The sequence below is a fragment of the Verrucomicrobiia bacterium genome (assembly GCA_036405135.1).
Taxonomy (GTDB): Bacteria; Verrucomicrobiota; Verrucomicrobiia; order Limisphaerales; family JAEYXS01; genus JAEYXS01.
In genome coordinates, this window is the sequence record DASWYF010000039.1 from 12095 (window position 1) to 30852 (window position 18758).

17 protein-coding genes and 1 tRNA gene are annotated in these 18758 nt (G+C 55.0%); 6 read left to right on the top strand and 12 right to left on the bottom strand.

All coding sequences use genetic code 11. The features are described from left to right. The first annotated feature begins 6 nt into the window (after positions 1–6). Complete coding sequence (gene mtnP / locus VGH19_18985; protein HEY1173461.1) at positions 7–870, top strand: S-methyl-5'-thioadenosine phosphorylase; 864 nt, start codon at positions 7–9, stop codon at positions 868–870. 3 nt (positions 871–873) lie between these two features. Here mtnP and VGH19_18990 read toward each other — a convergent pair whose 3' ends face one another. Then, positions 874–1182: a prepilin-type cleavage/methylation domain-containing protein gene (locus VGH19_18990; GenBank protein HEY1173462.1), complete on the bottom strand. Its 309-nt coding sequence runs from the start codon at positions 1180–1182 to the stop codon at positions 874–876. A gap of 166 nt (positions 1183–1348) precedes the next feature. On the opposite strand from VGH19_18990, the gene VGH19_18995 reads away from it, so the two are divergent. From VGH19_18995 to VGH19_19005, 3 genes are all read left to right on the top strand, one after another. Beyond that, complete coding sequence (locus tag VGH19_18995) at positions 1349–1762, top strand: peptide chain release factor-like protein (GenBank protein HEY1173463.1); 414 nt, start codon at positions 1349–1351, stop codon at positions 1760–1762. 40 nt (positions 1763–1802) lie between these two features. Continuing rightward, the gene (locus VGH19_19000; protein ID HEY1173464.1) at positions 1803–2528 is read left to right on the top strand and encodes a polysaccharide deacetylase family protein; all 726 of its coding nucleotides are present in this window, start codon (positions 1803–1805) and stop codon (positions 2526–2528) included. 185 nt (positions 2529–2713) lie between these two features. After that, a complete protein-coding gene (locus VGH19_19005; protein ID HEY1173465.1) occupies positions 2714–4378 on the top strand; it encodes an SEL1-like repeat protein in 1665 nt (554 codons plus the stop codon). A gap of 53 nt (positions 4379–4431) precedes the next feature. Here the strand turns inward: VGH19_19005 and VGH19_19010 are convergent. The 8 genes from VGH19_19010 to dapA all read right to left on the bottom strand — a co-directional run bounded on the left by VGH19_19010 (position 4432) and on the right by dapA (position 11212). Further along, positions 4432–4506 (bottom strand) — tRNA-Lys (locus VGH19_19010). 113 nt (positions 4507–4619) lie between these two features. Beyond that, a complete protein-coding gene (locus VGH19_19015) occupies positions 4620–6110 on the bottom strand; it encodes a sulfatase (protein ID HEY1173466.1) in 1491 nt (496 codons plus the stop codon). Positions 6111–6114: 4 nt separating this feature from the next. Then, positions 6115–6984 carry a HEAT repeat domain-containing protein gene (locus tag VGH19_19020; protein HEY1173467.1) on the bottom strand — a complete coding sequence of 290 codons (870 nt, stop codon included), beginning with the start codon at positions 6982–6984 and terminating at the stop codon, positions 6115–6117. Positions 6985–7058: 74 nt separating this feature from the next. Further along, on the bottom strand, positions 7059–7886 hold the full coding sequence (locus tag VGH19_19025; GenBank protein ID HEY1173468.1) for a hypothetical protein: 828 nt from the start codon (positions 7884–7886) through the stop codon (positions 7059–7061). After that, positions 7883–8791 (bottom strand): TIM barrel protein, encoded by a 909-nt coding sequence (locus VGH19_19030; GenBank protein ID HEY1173469.1) that lies wholly within the window; start codon positions 8789–8791, stop codon positions 7883–7885. The genes VGH19_19025 and VGH19_19030 overlap by 4 nt, the downstream gene beginning before the upstream one ends. A gap of 137 nt (positions 8792–8928) precedes the next feature. Next, entirely contained in the window at positions 8929–9423 is a 495-nt protein-coding gene (gene folK / locus VGH19_19035) for a 2-amino-4-hydroxy-6-hydroxymethyldihydropteridine diphosphokinase (GenBank protein ID HEY1173470.1), read from the bottom strand. Between the two features lie 157 nt (positions 9424–9580). Next, positions 9581–10321: a 4-hydroxy-tetrahydrodipicolinate reductase gene (gene dapB / locus VGH19_19040; GenBank protein HEY1173471.1), complete on the bottom strand. Its 741-nt coding sequence runs from the start codon at positions 10319–10321 to the stop codon at positions 9581–9583. Between the two features lie 12 nt (positions 10322–10333). After that, positions 10334–11212: a 4-hydroxy-tetrahydrodipicolinate synthase gene (gene dapA / locus VGH19_19045; protein HEY1173472.1), complete on the bottom strand. Its 879-nt coding sequence runs from the start codon at positions 11210–11212 to the stop codon at positions 10334–10336. A gap of 130 nt (positions 11213–11342) precedes the next feature. On the opposite strand from dapA, the gene VGH19_19050 reads away from it, so the two are divergent. Both VGH19_19050 and VGH19_19055 read left to right on the top strand, forming a co-directional pair. Then, positions 11343–13271 carry a S9 family peptidase gene (locus VGH19_19050; GenBank protein HEY1173473.1) on the top strand — a complete coding sequence of 643 codons (1929 nt, stop codon included), beginning with the start codon at positions 11343–11345 and terminating at the stop codon, positions 13269–13271. 4 nt (positions 13272–13275) lie between these two features. Beyond that, a complete protein-coding gene (locus VGH19_19055) occupies positions 13276–14319 on the top strand; it encodes a low specificity L-threonine aldolase (GenBank protein HEY1173474.1) in 1044 nt (347 codons plus the stop codon). 107 nt (positions 14320–14426) lie between these two features. Here the strand turns inward: VGH19_19055 and VGH19_19060 are convergent, their stop codons facing one another. The 3 genes from VGH19_19060 to VGH19_19070 all read right to left on the bottom strand — a co-directional run bounded on the left by VGH19_19060 (position 14427) and on the right by VGH19_19070 (position 18678). Continuing rightward, positions 14427–15461 carry an FAD:protein FMN transferase gene (locus tag VGH19_19060; protein HEY1173475.1) on the bottom strand — a complete coding sequence of 345 codons (1035 nt, stop codon included), beginning with the start codon at positions 15459–15461 and terminating at the stop codon, positions 14427–14429. A 91-nt stretch (positions 15462–15552) separates the two neighbouring features. After that, the gene (locus VGH19_19065; protein ID HEY1173476.1) at positions 15553–16914 is read right to left on the bottom strand and encodes a Gfo/Idh/MocA family oxidoreductase; all 1362 of its coding nucleotides are present in this window, start codon (positions 16912–16914) and stop codon (positions 15553–15555) included. A 39-nt stretch (positions 16915–16953) separates the two neighbouring features. Continuing rightward, positions 16954–18678 carry an SUMF1/EgtB/PvdO family nonheme iron enzyme gene (locus VGH19_19070; GenBank protein ID HEY1173477.1) on the bottom strand — a complete coding sequence of 575 codons (1725 nt, stop codon included), beginning with the start codon at positions 18676–18678 and terminating at the stop codon, positions 16954–16956. Positions 18679–18758: the final 80 nt, after the last annotated feature.

Here is an 18758-nt window from a genome sequence, read left to right on the forward strand (position 1 = left end):
CACACCATGGCAACCAATCGCATCGGTATCATCGGCGGCAGCGGCCTGTATCACATCGAGGGCTTCACCAATCAGAAATGGGTGAAGGTCAAGACACCCTTCGGCGATCCTTCAGATGAATTTCTTACCGGCACACTCGCCGGTCGCGAAGTCGTCTTCCTGCCCCGCCATGCTCGTGGTCATCGCATTTTGCCTGCTGAGTTGAATCATCGCGCGAATATCTGGGCGATGAAAAAACTCGGCGTGCACTGGATCATCAGCGTGAGTGCCGTGGGTTCCTTGCAAGCGAAGTATAAGCCGTGCGACATCGTGCTCATTGATCAATTCCTTGATCGCACCAAGCAATCATTAAACCACACCTTCTTCGGGCGCGGGATCGTCGCCCACATCGCCTTTGCCGATCCAATCTGTGAAGAGCTCCGTCAGATCCTTTACAAGACCGCGAAATCCTGTAAAGCGCGCGCACACAATGGCGGCACCTATGTGAACATGGAAGGTCCCGCCTTCAGCACACGCGCCGAATCCCTTACTAATCACGACCTCGGCTACGATGTCATCGGCATGACGAATCTAGGCGAGGCAAAGTGCGCTCGTGAAGCCGAAATCGCCTACGCCACCATGGCGATGGTCACCGACTACGATTGCTGGAAGACGGATGAAGCGCACGTGACCTTGGAAATGGTCATCGAGTATCTCCATCGCAATGCGTCCAAGGCGAAAGAGATCGTCACCAAGGCCATCGCTCAAATCCCGCAAGAACCAAACTGGTCCTGCCACAGTGCGTTACACAACGCCATCATCACAGACAAGAAACTGTGGCCGAAGAAGACAGTGAAAGAACTGCAACCCGTTCTGGCAAAATATCTCTGACCATCACTCCAACGTGTGCCCGGCGACAGTGCACGTGGCTTTATTGGTCAGCGAGTTGATCGCATAATTGCCATTGTTTGGACAGCCGATCGCGTATCGGAAATAAGGTTGCAACTCCGCCATGGTGGGTGTGTCGCCTCCCTCTTTTTGGTGCTCCACAGCCCATTGCTGCTTCACGTTTTCCAACTGCCGCAGATTGGCCAAGCACGTCACCAGTTGAGCACGCTCCCTTGGTTTGGAAACGGTGACAATCGCAATCGCAGCCAACAAGCCCAATATCCCCGCCACAATCATGACCTCGATCAAGGTCATGCCTTGGCAACCCTGCTTTGCGGTTATTCTCACTCTTTGCATGATAGCATTTTACCGGCCAACAAGCCATATGGAATAATTCCAAATGAATCCAGACATCTGCCCCTGTTGTAAAAGATGACAAACAAGATGGCATTCCCTCCATTTTCGTTCTAAGTTGCACAACATGAGCATGTTCCCCGTGAGCCATGAAAAGGAAGATCAGCTCAATCAACGCATGTCTGCCCTGGGAATCAACGAGGCGGACATTGAGGAATCCTTTGTCCGTTCCGGCGGTCATGGCGGGCAGAACGTGAACAAAGTGGCCACCTGCGTCATGCTTTTGCATCGCCCTACCGGCATTCAAGTGAAGTGCCAGGATACCCGTCAGCAAGGCATGAATCGCTTCCTCGCCCGAAAACTCCTGCTCGATAAGATCGAAGCAGAGCGCAAAGGCAGGATTGATGCAGAACGTTCTCGCGTAGAGAAACTCCGCCGCCAGAAGCGCGGTCGCAGTCGTGGTGCCAAACAACGCATCCTCGCAGACAAAGCCCGCAACTCCGTGAAGAAAAGTTTTCGACGCCGTCCAGCCGATGATTGACGTAGCCGCCGAAGTAATAAGGCGGAACTAACTGACCCCTATGAAAAAGCTGCTCTCCCTTCTGATGATGCTTTTCACCACCAGCATCCTCGCACAACAACCCGCTCCCCCTCGTCTCATCGTCCGAGCCGATGACATGGGCTACTCTCACGCTGGCAACGAAGCCATCTTGAAATCCTATAAGGAAGGCATCGCCACCTCCGTCGAGATCATCGTCCCCTCCCCGTGGTTTCCTGAAGCCGTGAAACTCCTCACCGAAAACCCGAATGTCGATGTCGGCATCCACCTCGCCCTCACGGCGGAATGGGACAATGTGAAATGGCGACCTCTCACCGATTGCCCCAGCCTCCGCGATCCCGATGGTTACTTCTTCCCTATGGTCTATCCGAACAAAAACTATCCCGGCCGCTCCATCGCCGAGAACGCGTGGAAGCTCGAAGACATCGAGCAAGAAGTCCGCGCCCAAATCAAGATGGCCAAGAAGAAAATCCCTCGCATCAGCCATGTCTCCGCACACATGGGCTTCACCTCGCTTGATCCCAAAGTGCGCGCCCTCGTCGAACGCCTTAGTAAAGAATACGGCCTCATGTTCGACACCGCCGGAGCCGATGTAAAACGCGCCACCTACCTCGGCCCCAAGAAAACTTCGGCAGAGAAAATCACCAGCTTCATCAAGATGATTGAAAGCCTCGAACCCGGAAAAACCTACCTCTTCGTCGATCACCCCGGCCTAGCCCCCCCGAAGTCCGCGCCATCCATCACCTAGGCTACGAGGATGTAGCGATAGACCGACAAGGCGTCACCGACACCATGATCAGTCCCAAAGTAAAAGAAGCCATCAAAACTAAAGGAATCCAATTGATCAGCTACAAAGATTTGAAAAAGTGATGCTCTTGCAGGAAGTAAATTTTACATCTTGGCAGGCACATTAAGATTCATTCAAATCACAGCATGAGGTTGTTGTTCCTCCTGATATTTTGCAGCTCACTCGCTGGCGCTCATGCGCAAACGGAAAACGATGCTGTCGCGCAAAGGAATTCTGAGCTCAGGCTGTTGCGGGCCCGCGCTGTCAAAGGAGATCCCGAGGCCCAAACGCGATTGGGCATGAAACATTCCTATGGCGATGGCATTGCCCAGAATGAAGCGGAAGCAGCCATATGGTTTCGCAAGGCTGCACTCCAAGGCAATCCGCTGGCCCAGTATGAACTGGGAGTTTTACACACCCTCGGAGGCGGTGTTGTCAAAGATTATGATGAAGCGTTCAAATGGTTGCGCATGTCCGCCGATCAAGGTCATCCGGACGGAATGATGGCATTAGGGCTCGCATACAGTTTTGGGCGGGGCACAGCCAAGAATGACGCGGAGGCTGCCAAATGGTACCGGCAGGCCGCAGAGAAAGGCAACGCACAGGCCCAGCAAAACTTGGGCACAGCTCTACTGAACGGGCTCGGTGTGCCAATCGATGAAATCGAAGGAATCAAGTGGGCACGTAAAGCAGCGGACCAAGGACGCGCCGATGCACAATATAACATGGGTGTCGCTTGTCGCGATGGGCTTGGTGGCACGAAAATCGATACGTCTGAAGCAGTGAAATGGTTCCGCATGTCAGCCGTTCAGGGACTCGCTGACTCTCAGATGAGCCTTGGTGCATGCTATGAGACTGGAACAGGTGTCGCCATAGATTGGGCGGAATCGGTCAGGTGGTATCGCATGGCTGCGACACAAAACAACATTGAGGGCCAATTCTACCTCGGCAGGGCTTATACTTATGGTTCCGGGATAGCCAGAGACGAGGCCGAAGGGGCCAAATGGTTCCGCAAAGCCATTGCTCAAGGACATACCCGTGCCATGTATGAGCTGGCGCTTATGTACCGCTCAGGCCGCGGAGTGCCTGAAAATGATGAAGAAGCTCTAAAGCTCCTGCAACAGTCTGCCAAAGAAGGCTACGATCAGGCAGAAGCATTCATTGGTTCCTTGTATCTCAGGGGAGATTCAGTCCCTAAAGACGAACGTCTTGGCTTGGAATACCTGAATAAGGCGCTCGCCAAAGATTCCTCAGAAGCCAAATATTTTCTCGGGGTCGCTTACGCAGAGGGGTTAGGTGTCCCTAAAGACAACACCAAAGCCATCCACTATTTTAAACAATCGGCAGAACAAGGATACCACACCGCTCGCGTGATATTAGGCGATTGTTATTCGCGAGGCGCCGGCGTTTCTCAAGACCACATCGAATCGGTGAAATGGTATCGCCTCGCAGCAGAACAAGGTGACCGCGAAGCCCAGTTCCAACTAGCCAAATCCTATCGCTTCGGCATCGGGGTTCAGAAAGATGAAGTCGAAGCGGGAAAGTGGAATCTACAAGCAGCGAACCAGCACCATGGTGCGGCACAGTATCGACTGGGGCTCATGCATGCCGCTGGCGAAGGAGTGCCGAAAGACTTCGTGCAAGCCTACAAATGGCTTTTGCTCGCTAAAAAAAATGAAGAAAAAGAGCCGCAAGTAGGAATGGCTGCATTGAATCATGCAATCTCTGACATAGAGAAATCACTGACTGAAGAACAGATCGCCCAAGCTCAAAAGCTTTCACGTGAATTTAGAACAGGCCGCGTAAAGTAAGTGATATATCGACGAAACCCACGCCATCCTCGTATATCAACAGGGTGAAAAAGTGGTGGGCTGGGCGAGACTCGAACTCGCAACCAACGGCTTAAAAGGCCGCTGCTCTACCATTGAGCTACCGGCCCACCGAAGAGGGGCGAAAACTAAGCTCCAAACGCCTCAAGCGCAAGCATCATTTCTTGGGGCCTTTTAAAAAATCAGCGGATTATCCTTAAAATATTCCAGCCGTTGTAACAGGCTAATTTGTCACCCTGCCGGGTTCTCTTACCCCGTTTCCTTTTCGATTAGTCAAGGAATCCCCCAAATCTTCCCGAGCCAGCTCTGCCAACTGCTGCAATCGCACAACGATTTCCGGGTTCTTGGCAGCCACATTCGTCGTTTCACTCAAGTCATTCTTTAAATCGTACAGCTCCAATTCTGTCTTCGCATTTTGATACTCTGCCGGCTTGCCGTCCGTGCCGCCAGATTTGTCACCCAGCGTGCGATATGTATGCGGGAAGAACAGCTTCCACTGTCCGCTGATCACGGCTTGAAGCTGGTTGTTCGCGTAGTAGATGTAATACGCCTCATGCGGACTCTTCGCCTGCGCATCGCCCTTTAGGAGAGGCCAGATATCTTTCCCATCGATCTTCTTCTCAGGCAGCGGTGCTCCCACCAATCCCGCAATCGTCGGTAACAGATCGATAGTCATCGTTGGAATTTCACTCACACGGTTCTGCGGAATCTTTCCCGGCCAACGCGCGATGAACGGAACCCGCACACCACCTTCCCACGACGTCCCCTTGCCTTCTCTCAAAGGCCCTGCTGAACCTGCATGCGTTCCATAAGAAAGCCACGGTCCGTTATCCGATGTAAAGATCACCAGCGTGTTCTCATCCAACCCATTCACGCTGAGCGTTCGCAAAATCTCCCCCACCGACCAATCAATCTCCATCAGCACATCTCCGAGCACACCCTTCTCCGATTTGCCTTTGAACTTGTCGGAAACATAGAGCGGCACATGCGGCATATTATGCGCCACATACAGGAAGAACGGTTTGGCCTTGTTCTTCTCAATGAATTTCACCGCCCGTTCCGTATACCAAGTCGTAAGCTGTGTCTGATCTTCGGGTGTCAGCTTGGGATTCACCACCTTGTCTCCTTCGATCATCGGCAAGTCAGGCCAACGCTTTTTCTTCGGAGAATCGTCCGGCAGATCAACCACCTCCGGGTGGAACGGCCACATATCGTTGGAATACGGGATTCCGAAATACTCTTCGAAACCCTGTTTCACCGGCAGCAATGAAGGATGATCGCCCAGATGCCATTTGCCGAACATGCCTGTGGCATAACCTTTTTGCTTCACTACCTCGGCGATGGTCATTTCAGAAGGATTCAACCCCACTTTCGCTCCCGGCCCTAACGCGCCATGGATGCCCAGACGGTTGTTGTAACATCCCGTGAGCAATGCCGCGCGGGAAGCGGAACACACCGCTTGGCTCACATGAAAGTTGACGAAGCGAATCCCCTCCTTCGCCATACGATCAAGGTTTGGTGTTTTAAAACCCCTGCCACCGAACACGCCGACATCCGCATAGCCCAAGTCATCCGTGAAGATGATGACCACATTAGGCGGGCGTGTCTCCGCCCTGATTGCCGAATTACCGATCCACAAGCCAACCACCAGCAACAGACACAACACTGTCAGTCGCCGTCCGACAAAGGGCAGATGAGTCCCGGTTTTGCTCATTTGCCTATTTTGCTTCTGCGGACTTCTCCGCGGCCGGAGCCGCATCTTCAGTCGAAGCATTGATTTGCAATAACGCGCCTTGCGCTGCTCCGCTGATTTCCTCGTTTCGGGATTTGGCAAGTTTTTGAAGGATTGGCAAAGCCTCTTTGGACTTGGCACCATATGAGCCTAGTGCGGACGCCGAGTTCGCCACCACACCAGTATCTTTGTCATCCAGCAAGGCAATCAAAGCTGGGATCGCCATTTCTGGATTCACTTGAGCCTTGCCCACCGCTTTCGCCATCCAGCTCCGAGTATTGCCGTCGGGGTCTTGCAACCCTTTCATCAGGGCATCCGAGGCGGAAACACCTTCGCCTGTTTTCATGCGGGCAAACGCTGCAGCGGCCATCGCGCGGACTTGAGCATCACTGCTCTTAAAACTTTCAGTCAATGCCGGGATCGCATCTTTTCCGATGGATGCCAATGCGCCAGCCGTATCCAGACCGGCATCCTTGTCACCCAGCAACGGGATCAACTGCGGGATGATGGGTGCCGCCGAAGCGCCCAGAAATGAAATCGCCCGGTTGGCGCTCAATCTCAAACCATAGGCCGGTACATACTCTACTTTCAACACAGTTGACCATTTTTGACGTTCCTCCGAATCTTTAGCGTTCATCATGCCTGCCAGGTGCGGCAAAAATTCTTTCACATTGCTTTGCAACGACTGCTTCGCCTTCTCCCGGACCGCCCCATCACGCGAAGCCAGTTCCTCAGTCCACACCACCACACGTTTCCCCTCCACCTTGGGGCCGCTCAAGTTCGAAACCACCACTCCATATCCGATGGCCAGAATGGCAACGAACACGATGACACCAATGATAAAGGGCTTTTTCATGATTTCGTCCTTAATGCGTCAAACCGCCTTTTCCGACAAGCAAATCTTCTCGTCTGGGCCATAATGGCTTAATTTTATTTCTTGCGGCAAGTCGTGATGATGGCCCCGATCACCAGCGCATTCCCCACCCAAAACCACAAACTGGCTCCTGCAGCACTGCTCTGCAGATATTTCCCACCCCAATCATACAAGAGCAGCAACCCGGCCGCGCCGATACCGAAAGCCCGCCACCAGCGCGCCCCATCCCAGATCGGATGCGCCACCATGAGCAGTATGGCCATCAATAGTATCAGCGATCTCCCAGCCGGAAACTTGTTGATATGCGCCCATGAAAGCAAAAACGTGTTCGCCCCCGGCAACTTCACTTTGAGTTTACCATCCACGCGTTGGAAATTTTTATCCGCCTGTGGGCTCATCACCTCGTTCGTCTTGGTTGCCACCCATACATGACTGAGATTCCCCACAATCCGAACCTCCTCAAATCCGCGTGACTTCAGAATGCTCGCGGCTAAAACTGCCAGTCCGTCACAATCTTCCCTTTTGCTCTCCCATACTTCCGTCACAGTCGGCCAGTAATCTGTGTTGCCCCAGACATCCCAATCGTAACCATACTTCACCTCGCGATACACAAACCGCTCCACCGTCTTCAACTCCTCCAATTTCGTTCCATCCGGCTTCAACTGTTCATCGATCTTCTTATTGATTTCCACCATGAAGGGCACATCCGTTTCGATGAGCGAATCCGGATTCTTCCAGCGCGGAAATTGTTTCACCAACTGATCTGGTCGCGGAAAGAAAACCGCCAGCGTGAACAGCCCAAGCAAGAGCGCCTTGATGAAAACGCGTTTCCCTAAAGGCTGCACCGCCAGCCAATCCCACGCGGATTTAAGCCGTTGCTTCAAGCCTTCGCCTCCAAGTAACCGCGCAACGTCGCTAAGTCCTTGCGATACGCCTCTCGCAACACCTTCACATCTTCCGGCAAAGGATACTCCACATGCAGCAAGATCGGCGGGTGATAGCCGCTCGCCTTCACCATCTGATAAAACTTCGGATTCACCATCCCCTCACCGAGCGGCACGTTCTGCGCCACCTTGCCCTGCCACGCAAAATCCTTCGCATAAACCAGGCCGAGATGCGATTTGATGAGATTGAAATTCAACTCCCAAGCCGTCCCGCCTTCCACCGTCGCATGCCGGATATCAAACGCGATGGCGATGCGCTTCGGATCATACTCCTTGAACAAACTGTAGATATCCCACACAGCTGCACCGAAATAACTCGCCCCTGAATGCACCTGATAAAGAGCCGTCAGCCCCAGCTCCTTGTTCAATGCCACGATGTCCTTCACCACCGGCCGCATCGCCTCCACCTGCGCCGCGATCGGCTTCTTCAAATCATACTTCCACGCTCCCAAGCGATACCGCTTCACCCCCAACTTCGCCGCTATCTTCAACACCTTCTGCGATAACGGATCAGATACATCCGTTATCGCCGTCGTGAGTTCCGTGATCTCCAACTTCCTTTGCTTCAACACCTCCACCAGTTTCGGCAAATCTTCTTCCACGCGCTCTGGCAAGACACGACCTTTGGGCCTCACCGTCGTCGCCACGCCCATGAAACCCAGCTCCGCCAGCATATCCGCCATCTGTTCCGCAGTTAGATGCTGCATCGCCTTCTCAAACGCCGCGATGGGATATGCCTTCTCTGCCGCCAATGAACTCAGTGGAAAATTCGCGATCGCTGCCGAAGCGACAGCCGCACGCTCAAGAAAATTTCGCCGAGAAACGTGTTCGCTATGGGAAAGCATGCCTCTCTTTTAGCAGCACAGAAACAACGTCCAAGGCAAAAGCACCGCAGCCGCCCTCGACTGCTTCCTCCATGTAGTGGGACAGCGCCACCGCATGCAGTGCCCCGTACCTCTGGTCGGGGTCCAGTCTCCCCAGCTTAACTCAGCCTCCGAATTTGCTCACCCGTTCTCAACCCCTCACTCAACTCTCTCACCGTCTTCCCCTGCCCGACCAAAACCAACTCCGGCGCAATCTCCGCCAGCGGCACCAGCACAAACTGCCGCAGATGCGCCCGTGGATGCGGCACCACCAACGCCGCCGTATTCCTCTCCTCATCCCCAAACACAATGATATCCAGATCCAACGGCCTCGCTTCATTCATCACCTTCTTCGGCCGCCGCCCAAACTCCTTCTCCAACGCCTGCAACTTCTCCAGCAAACTCGCCGGCGTCTCACTAGCTCTCGGCACCAAGCCCACCACCGCATTCACAAAATCCGGTGAACCCGGCGGACAATCCACCGGCGAAGTAGCCCATAGTGAAGAAAGCAAAAGCGGCTGGTCTGATAACTCAGCCAGCCGCTTCATCGCTTCCGTTAAGATTTGGACAGAATCACCTAAGTTGGACCCCAGTGCAATGTAAGCCCTTTCGATGTTGGACGTTCGATGTTTTGGCCAGCCGGTGCAACCGGTGTTCGATGTTTTTGAATTACTCAAGATTCGAAATCAAACCGATCGCATCCAAATGTTCTCCCTCTCCTCTAATGAGGAGAGGGCCGGGGTGAGGAGTGAGCGAGCCAAGCGCTACCCACTACTTCAACCCCAACACATCCTGCATGCTATAAATCCCCGGTGCTTTGCCCACGACCCACTGCGACGCGCGCAATGCCCCGTTCGCAAACGTATCGCGGCTCGACGCCTTGTGCGTCAACTCCACCCGCTCGCCGATGGCCGCGAACATGACCGTGTGATCACCCACTACATCGCCGCCGCGCACCGCATGGATGCCGATCTCGCTGCTCGTGCGCTCACCCACGATGCCCTTGCGCCCATGCCGCAATTCTTCCTCAAGCTGCACCTTGCGCACATCGCCGAGGATTTCCAGCAACGTCGTCGCCGTGCCGCTCGGAGCGTCTTTTTTCAAGCGATGATGCATCTCCACCACTTCGAGATCGAAGCTCGGTCCGAGGATTTCCGCCGCCTTGCGCGTAAGCCAGAACAGCGTGTTCACGCCCGTGGAATAGTTCGATGCCCACACAATGGGGATCGACGCCTTGCACGCCGTGATGCGCTTCTTGTCTTCCTCGTTATGACCCGTCGTGCCGATGACCAACGCCTTCTTATGCTCCACGCACAATTCTGCGATGCCCGCCGTCGCATTGTGAAAGCTGAAATCAATCACCGCATCGCACTTGTCGATGATCGTACTGATATCATCGCCTTGATCGATCAGGCCGACGACTTCCAACCCCGCAATGTTCTTCGCGCAAGTCTGCAAGGCCACACCCATGCGGCCCTTCGCGCCCGTGATGATAATCTTCGTCGTGCTCATACGCGCTCCTACTTACTTGATCACTCCACACTGCTTCATCGTCGCCGTGAGCACTTCCTGGCTCTTCGGCGCGAGCGACACCAACGGCAACCGCACGCCACCTTCGATGACACCCATCATCTCCAACGAGGCCTTCACCGGCACCGGGTTGGATTCGATGAACAGGTTCTTGAACAGCGGATAATACTTCGTGTGCAGCTTCAGCGCTACAGCGGGCTTGCCTGCGGCGAACGCATTGACCATCTGGCTCACCTGCTTCGGGATCACGTTGGACGCTACACTCACCACGCCATCCGCACCGACGGCCATAAAGGTCAGCGTCAACGAATCATCACCGCTCAGGATGACGAAATCCTTGTCCACCACCTGGCGCAACTGGCTCACGCGCTCCGGCGTACCGCCCGCTTCCTTGATGCCCACGATATTCTTATGCGCATCGGCCAGGCGCTTCACCGTGTCGATGCCGATCTCGATGCCACAACGGCCGGGAATGCTATAGAGCACCAGCGGCAGCTTCGTGGCCTTCGCGATGGCGGAAAAATGTTGGAACAGGCCTTCCTGCGTCGGCTTGTTGTAATACGGCGCGACTTGCAGGGAACCATCCGCGCCCACTTCCTCGGCGCGCTTCGTCAGATAGATCGCTTCCTTCGTGGAATTGGCGCCCGTGCCCGCCATCACCTTGACCTTGCCCTTGGCGAATTTCACCGCCAGCTCGATGATGCGGATATGTTCATCATAATCAACGGTCGGCGACTCGCCCGTGGTGCCCACAGGGACGATACCATCGACGCCACCTTTGATCTGGAGCTTGATGAGGCGCTCCAGCGCAGCTTCGTCGAGGACGCCATTCTTGAACGGCGTGACAATCGCAGTATAGGTTCCAGTAAACATTTTAGTTACAAATGGAGGGCGAGATTTGGGCAAATCCCCCCTTTTGGCGAGTGTTTTTTCACACGCATTCCGTCCCTTTTACCCCTCTTTCGCATTTCCAACCGCCTCCGCCTCAGTTACAACCATGGCCATGTCAACCCGTTGTCTCGCCCTCGGCCTGGCTCTCCTGACCGCCAGCCCGCTTCTAGCCGCCCCTTTTGCTGACAATCTCGTGGTGCAAGGCGTGCCGCAAATCACTGCCGAACTACAAAAGGAAGTGGGCCGTTATCTGGAATTCCGCGGGGCTGGCATGGCGGATTGGCACCCGACCAAACGCGAAATGCTCATTGCCACGCGCTTCGCCGATACCCCCCAGCTTCATTATGTGAAGTTCCCCGGTGGTAACCGCAAGCAGATGACCTTTCTGTCCGAACCGATCGGTGGCGGCTCGTTCAAGCCCAAGACGGGTGAATTCATCGTCTTTGCCCAAGACAAGGGCGGCAATGAGTTCTATCAATTCTACCGGTTCGATTTAAAGGATGGTCGGATCACATTGCTCACGGATGGGGCCTCACGCAACACGGGTGCCAAATGGTCCACCAGCGGCAAGGAGATCGCCTATACCTCCACACGTCGCACGGGTCGCGATAATGACCTCTATCTGATTAATCCCGCTAATCCAAAGAGTGATCGCAAGCTCATCGACCTCAAGGGCGGTGGCTGGGGCGTGGCGGATTGGTCGCCAGATGATCAGAGCATCCTGCTCGCGGAATACGTCTCCATCAATGAGAGCTACCTGCACAAGCTGGACATCGCCACGGGTAAGATAGAACTGCTCACGCCGAAAGGTGCGACCAAGATCGCTTATGGCGGGGCCAAGTTCACGAAAGATGGCAAGTGCCTGATCGTCACCACGGATCAAGATTCCGAGTTTCAACGCCTTGGCCGATTCGATCTCGTTACGAAGGCATTCACGCCTTACACCTCGCATATCAAGTGGGATGTGGATGAGTTCGAGTTGTCCAAGGATGGCAATACCATCGCACTGGTCACGAATGAAGACGGTGCGGGCATCTTGCGCTTGATGGACGCCAAGACAGGCAAGGAACATAAGACGCCGAAACTGCCCATCGGCACCGTCTCCAGCCTGAACTGGCATGAGAACAATCGTGATCTCGCCTTCAACCTTAGCTCTTCTAAAGCGCCGTTCGATGTCTATTCATTGGATGTGAAGGATGGCAAGGTAGAGCGCTGGACGGAGAGCGAAACAGGCGGTCTTGATTCTTCCACCTTCTCGGAACCGGAGATGATCCGCGTGAAGAGCTTCGATGGCTTGGAAGTCTCCGGCTTTATCTATCGCCCGGATGCGAAGAAGTTCCCCGGACCGCACCCGGTCATCGTGTCCATCCACGGCGGACCGGAAAGCCAGTCGCGCCCGCGCTTCCAAGCGCGCTTGAACTATTACCTGAACGAGATGGGCATCGCCCTGCTCTACCCGAACGTGCGCGGCTCAGCGGGTTACGGGAAAACATTCCTCACGCTGGACAATGGTTTCAAACGCGAGGATTCGGTGAAAGATATCGGCGCGTTCCTCGACTGGATCGACCGTGATGGCAAGCTGGACAAGCAACGCATCGCCGTGATGGGCGGCAGCTATGGCGGCTACATGACGCTCGCGTGCATGGTGCATTACAATGACCGCATCCGCTGCGGCAATGACATCGTGGGCATCTCGAACTTCGTCACATTCTTGAACAACACTCAGGATTATCGCCGCGATCTGCGCCGCGTGGAATACGGTGATGAGCGTGATCCCAAGATGCGCGAACATCTGGAGAAAATTTCACCGAATCGCAATGCGGATAAGATCAAAAAGCCGCTCTTCGTAGTGCAAGGCCAGCAAGACCCGCGCGTGCCTTACACGGAAGCAGAGCAGATGGTGGAAGCCATCCGCAAGAATGGCGGCAAGGTCTGGTACATGATGGCCACGGACGAAGGCCACGGCTTCGGAAAAAAGAAAAACGCGGACACGCAATTCCTTGCGACAATCATGTTTTTGCAAGAGAACTTGTTGAAGTAAGCCTATGCTGAACACACCTAAACGCACCCGTCACTTCGCGAGCGATAACTACGCCGGCATTTGCCCGGAGGCTTGGAAAGCATTGGAGGAAGCGAACACAGGCCATTGCCCCGCATACGGTGAAGATGAATGGACTCGCAAAGCGTCCGATCTCATCCGCGAGATCTTTGAAACGGAGTGCGAGGTGTTTTTTGCGTTCAGCGGCACGGCGGCGAATTCCCTCTCGCTCGCATCCACCTGCCAATCGTATCACAGCATCATCGCACATGAGACGGCGCATATCGAGACGCATGAGTGCGGTGCGCCGGAGTTCTTCTCCAACGGCACCAAACTACAACTCGTCTCCGGCCCGAACGGCAAGATGAGTGCGGCCTCCATCGAGCACGTCATCACGCGCCGGAACGACATTCATTATCCGAAGCCCAAGGCCATCAGCCTTACGCAATCGACGGAGTTCGGCGCGGCTTACACACCGGATGAACTGAAGGCGATCTGGTCCGTGGCGCGAAAACATAACGTGAAGATCCAGATGGATGGCGCGCGCTTCGCCAATGCCGTCGCCTCGCTCGGTGTGAAGCCCAAGGAGATCACCTGGCAGACGGGCGTGGACGTCCTCTGCTTCGGCGGCACTAAGAACGGTCTGCACGTCGGTGAAGCCATCGTGTTCTTCAACAAGCAGATGGCAGCGGAGTTCGACTATCGCTGCAAACAGGCCGGTCAGCTTTGTTCCAAGATGCGTTTCATGTCTGCGCCGTGGCTCGGTGTGCTACAGAACGGCGTCTGGCTCAAGCACGCGCGTCACGCGAATGCTATGGCCAAGTTGCTGGAATCCAAGCTGCGCGACCTGCCCGGCCTGCGCCTCGAAGTGAAGACGGAGACGAACATGGTCTTCGTGGAAATGCCTAAATCGGCCATCGAGGCGATGTATGCGAAGGGATGGAAATTCTACACCACGTTCGGGGATTGCGGCTGCCGATTGGTCTGCTCATGGGATACGACGACGGAGGATATCGAATCCTTCATCGGCGATCTTACCCCACTGCTTTAAAGGCCGACTTCGAACACATCCAATATCTCGCGCATGGCTTCCATGAGGCGCACGATCTTACCGCCAATGGTGTGCACCAAGAAGCTTCATCGACATCAGCAATAGTCCTACTGCACCCTTTGTATCCGCTTAAAACGGCTCGATTCGATCTGCTCCATCTTGCCGTCCTTCAACTGCACGATAAGTGCAGCCGTGTTCGTCTTTTCCTCGATGAATTTCATCCCCTTCTCAGCACCCAACACACTGGCAGCTGTATCAAAGGCATCGCTGTCGGTCGCATGTTTCGCGATGACGGTCACTCCGATCCGCTCGCGCAAGCCGATGCCCGTCTTTGGATCCACGATGTGCGAGTAGCGCTGACCATCGATCACCGTGAACTGCTCGGTATCGCCCGAAGTGGAAAGGCCGCAATTCTTCACGCTCACAATGCGCGAGTGCTTGCCCTCGGCTGCATCAATGGAATCGATGCCGATATTCCAGCCTTCACGTCCGGGCGGCGCATCACCGATCGCCAAGTCCCCGCTCGCTGCCACCATGGCGCGAGTTATCCCTTGCTGCTTCAACACTTTGAGAGCTTCTTCTGCTGTGTAACCTTTGGCGATGCCACCTAAATCCAACACCATGTCCGGCTTGAGCAATGTTGCGGTACGTTTTTTGGCATCCAGTTTCAGATTCTGATAACCGGAAGCTAACTTAGCAGCCGCGATGAATTCTCCCGGCGGCAATTCCCGCTGACGTCTCGCCCGTCGCCATAAACGGATGATTGGTCCGAGCGTGATATCGAATGCACCATCCGTCTGTTCTGCCACCCACTGCGCCTTGGCAATGACTGAAAACAAATCCTCACTCAACTTCACTGGCTGGCCATGAGGCGAAAGGCAGAAACGCATCAATTCACTGTCACGATTATAATCCGTCATCATATCGTTCAACTGCACGACGCGCGCAAACGCCGCATCCGCTGCTTGCTTTCCCCTTGCTTCATCTGGCGCGTACAGCGTGATGGTGAACACCGTACCCATCGCCCCTTTATGAAAAACAAAGCGCTGCAACTCAGCCGATGAACTCACAGGTATCACCGAACGACACCCCGCCAGCACGAACGCACCGCCCACGCCCATCAGCCAAGTGCGTCTGTTCACAGCATTTGTTTTCACACTTCTAATCACCTTGAAAATGACAACACCCGCACGAGTTGCCGTGCGGGTGTTGCCTGTAATATTCAAACGCTTATCAGATGACCACCGTCTTACCCGGCACCGGCAACTGGTAGTAACCATCCTTGCCCGGCAATGTCGGCGGATTCATCTTCAACGCCTCGGCAAAGGACACCTTGTCGATGCCCGGCACCATCGTGTCGATCTTCGATTTAATAGCCGCATCCCATTCGATCTCCTTGCCGGAGTAGGTGGCCATACGACCCAGAACTGCAGTCATGGAGCTGGTCGCGCCGTATTCCGCTTCGTTGAACGGTTTGTTGTTACGGATCGCGTCGAACAAGTCGTCGTGCTCCTGCTGATAAGGATCCACCTTCTTCTCCTCACGGAAGCGCCACGGAGTATCACCTGTGATGACGTAGCGATGGATTTCGCTGCGGCCCTTCGTGCCCACGGCGTATTCGGAAACTTCGTTCCAGCAACCGAGCTGGTGACGGCACATGCTGTGGCAGATGGAACCATCCGCATAGGTGAACTCGACCGAGTGATGATCGAATATCTCGCCGTAGTCGATGCCCTTGCGGGTCTCGCAACCGCCCATGCCGCGCGCCTTCACCGGCGGGCCCTTCTTGAGCCAGTTGATCACGTCGATGTTATGGATGTGCTGCTCGCAGATATGATCACCGCACAGCCACACGAAGTAATACCAGTTGCGAAGCTGGTATTCCATTTCCGTCATCTTGCGATTGGCCTGTTTCTCGAGTTCCGCACGGGGGCGCACCCAAGGCGTGTTGCCGTTCCAGTAGCAGCGCATGCTCACGATGTCACCAATGGCACCATCATGCAGGCGCTTCATCGTTTCGATGTAGCCTGGTTGGTGATGGCGTTGCAGACCGACACCCACCTTCAAATTCTTCTTTTTGGCTTCCTGTGCGGCCGCCATGAACTTCTGGAAGCCCGGAGCGTCCACGCACACCGGTTTCTCGGTGAACACGTGCTTGCCCTGCTTCACCGCCTCTTCGAACATCATCGGACGGAAGCCCGGAGGTGTCGCGAGGATGACCACGTCCGCTTGGGCGATGGCCTTCTTATAACCATCGAAACCGAGGAACTCGTTCTCCGGTTTCACATCGACCTTCGTCGGATGCTGACGGCGCAGATTGCTCAAGCTGCCGGTCAATTTGTCTTCATGGATGTCCGCCACGGCCACGAGTTTGATCGCACCTGTAGTGCTGAGCGCCTGATTGGCCGCACCGGAACCACGACCGCCGCAACCGACCAAGGCGATCTTCAACTCATCGCTGCCAGCCGCATGAGCTGCGCGCTCGATGCTTAACCCGCCCAACATGGCTGCGCCACCGAGGGCCACGCCCGATGTCTGCAGGAAACTGCGGCGTGTTACGTCCTGCCGCTCTGGGGAATTCTGGGATTCGTTCATAGTTGTATGGACTGTCAGACCGAATGTTCGTTCAGTTAATTAATCCTTCTCCACACCATTGTTCCAAATCTTGTGCAGCTCTTCCGGTGCTGGCACCTTCAGAGGACGCACCACGCGGATACCGAGGAATTGCGCATCCGTGTGATACCAGATGCTCTTCGGCAATTGCGGGTCCTGAATCTTCCAAGCCGGACCAGAAGCGCGGCGTGCACCGCTGCGCAATTTATCCGGCGTGTCATCCCAAGAACCACCGCGAGCCACATGCGGATACGGTGTGGAGGATTTCACCCATGGATTATCCAGCACCTTGCCGCCAGCGCCGACCTTGTAGGTATCCGCGCTGTATTGATCCAAGCACCACTCGATCACGTTGCCGTGCATATCGTGCAAGCCCCATGGATTCGCCTTCTTCTTGCCGACCTTCTGATACTTCCAATCGCTGTTGCCTTCGAACCACGCGTATTCACCGATCTTCGAGGCATCATCGCCGAAGGAGTAAACCGTCGTTGTGCCCGCACGGCAGGCGTATTCCCACTCTGCCTCAGTCGGCAGACGATAATATTGCCCCGTCTTCGCACTCAACCACTGGCAATACTTGTTCGCTGCATGATGCGTCATGCTGATGGCCGGGAAGCCATCCTTGCCCATGCCGAAGCTCATTTCCACGTACGGTTTGGTCGGACGGCTCACACCATCTACCACGGCATCCTTCGTCACCGTGCCACCGGCAGCAGCAAGGCGTTGGTCTTCTGGATACATGAAAAGTTCATACTCGTTCCAAGTCACCTCGGTCTTGCCCATCCAGAAAGGCTCGATCTTCACCTGCACCTGCGGACCTTCATCTGGCTTATGGCCCTTTTCCGTATCCGGCGTGCCCATCTTGTAAGTGCCCGCCGGGATCGGGATCATGTCAAACGCCACGGACGTGCCGGGGATGACCTGATTGTATTGCTTCATGTCCGCACCAGTCTTTTCCTTCTGGTTCGCCACGATGCGCTTATGCATCTCCACCACCAGCGCGAGGTTGTCGCCGCCAGTCGCCTGATCCGCCTTCTTTGGTGTCAGCGCGATACCATCCGGCCAGGCAGCACCTTGATTGATCCATTCTTTAAGGATGTCCTGCTTGTCCTTCGGCAGCGGACCGCCCTTGGCCGCTGGGGGCATCAAGGCTTCGTCATCCTTGGAAAGCGTCGTGGAAGTGAACGTCTTGCTCTTCTCCGCGAAGAACGGGATGATGCTCGGGCCGCTATCGCCGGACTTCAGAGCGAACTCCTTGCCGTCCAACCGCACACCGCCCTTATCATGTCCCTCGCGATGGCACGCCACGCAGTTGAACTCCAAGATCGGCTGCACATCCTTCACGAAGCTGATACGCTGGACTTGCTTGAGCTCCACGCCATCCGGCCAGACCGCACCTTCCGTGATCCACTGCTTCAAAATCTCCGATTGCTCCTTGGTCAGCGGTTCCTTGCTGCTGGGCGGCATGATGTCATCATGATCTTTCGGCAATACGGTGGTCGTGAAGAGCGGGCTCTTGGCCGGATCTTTCGGCACAATAGCTGTCCCGCTGAACGCCGCCGCTTTCGTGTGAAGCTGGAAATCCCCCTTCGGCTTCTCTGCCCCGTGGCAGCTTAAGCAGGCGGATTCCAGCACAGGTTTCACCTGCCGCACGAAATCAACCGCTGCATAGGAGGACACAACGCCTGCCGTGAACAGGCCCGTTAGCGCGACCGCGCCGAATTTGAAACGCTGACTCAATTTCATGACTCAAAGAGATGACCGCTACTTTTGACGCCTCAATGGGCTTTGTCAATCAGTTGGACGAACTGAAACACCAAGTGCTT

Coding starts and splice junctions, on each gene's coding strand:
- mtnP (HEY1173461.1), top strand. CDS start 7: ATGGCAACCAATCGCATCGGTATCATCGGCGGCAGCGGCCTGTATCAC.
- VGH19_18990 (HEY1173462.1), bottom strand. CDS start 1,182: ATGACCTTGATCGAGGTCATGATTGTGGCGGGGATATTGGGCTTGTTG.
- VGH19_18995 (HEY1173463.1), top strand. CDS start 1,349: ATGAGCATGTTCCCCGTGAGCCATGAAAAGGAAGATCAGCTCAATCAA.
- VGH19_19000 (HEY1173464.1), top strand. CDS start 1,803: ATGAAAAAGCTGCTCTCCCTTCTGATGATGCTTTTCACCACCAGCATC.
- VGH19_19005 (HEY1173465.1), top strand. CDS start 2,714: ATGAGGTTGTTGTTCCTCCTGATATTTTGCAGCTCACTCGCTGGCGCT.
- VGH19_19015 (HEY1173466.1), bottom strand. CDS start 6,110: ATGAGCAAAACCGGGACTCATCTGCCCTTTGTCGGACGGCGACTGACA.
- VGH19_19020 (HEY1173467.1), bottom strand. CDS start 6,984: ATGAAAAAGCCCTTTATCATTGGTGTCATCGTGTTCGTTGCCATTCTG.
- VGH19_19030 (HEY1173469.1), bottom strand. CDS start 8,791: ATGCTTTCCCATAGCGAACACGTTTCTCGGCGAAATTTTCTTGAGCGT.
- dapB (HEY1173471.1), bottom strand. CDS start 10,321: ATGAGCACGACGAAGATTATCATCACGGGCGCGAAGGGCCGCATGGGT.
- dapA (HEY1173472.1), bottom strand. CDS start 11,212: ATGTTTACTGGAACCTATACTGCGATTGTCACGCCGTTCAAGAATGGC.
- VGH19_19050 (HEY1173473.1), top strand. CDS start 11,343: ATGTCAACCCGTTGTCTCGCCCTCGGCCTGGCTCTCCTGACCGCCAGC.
- VGH19_19055 (HEY1173474.1), top strand. CDS start 13,276: ATGCTGAACACACCTAAACGCACCCGTCACTTCGCGAGCGATAACTAC.
- VGH19_19065 (HEY1173476.1), bottom strand. CDS start 16,914: ATGAACGAATCCCAGAATTCCCCAGAGCGGCAGGACGTAACACGCCGC.
- VGH19_19070 (HEY1173477.1), bottom strand. CDS start 18,678: ATGAAATTGAGTCAGCGTTTCAAATTCGGCGCGGTCGCGCTAACGGGC.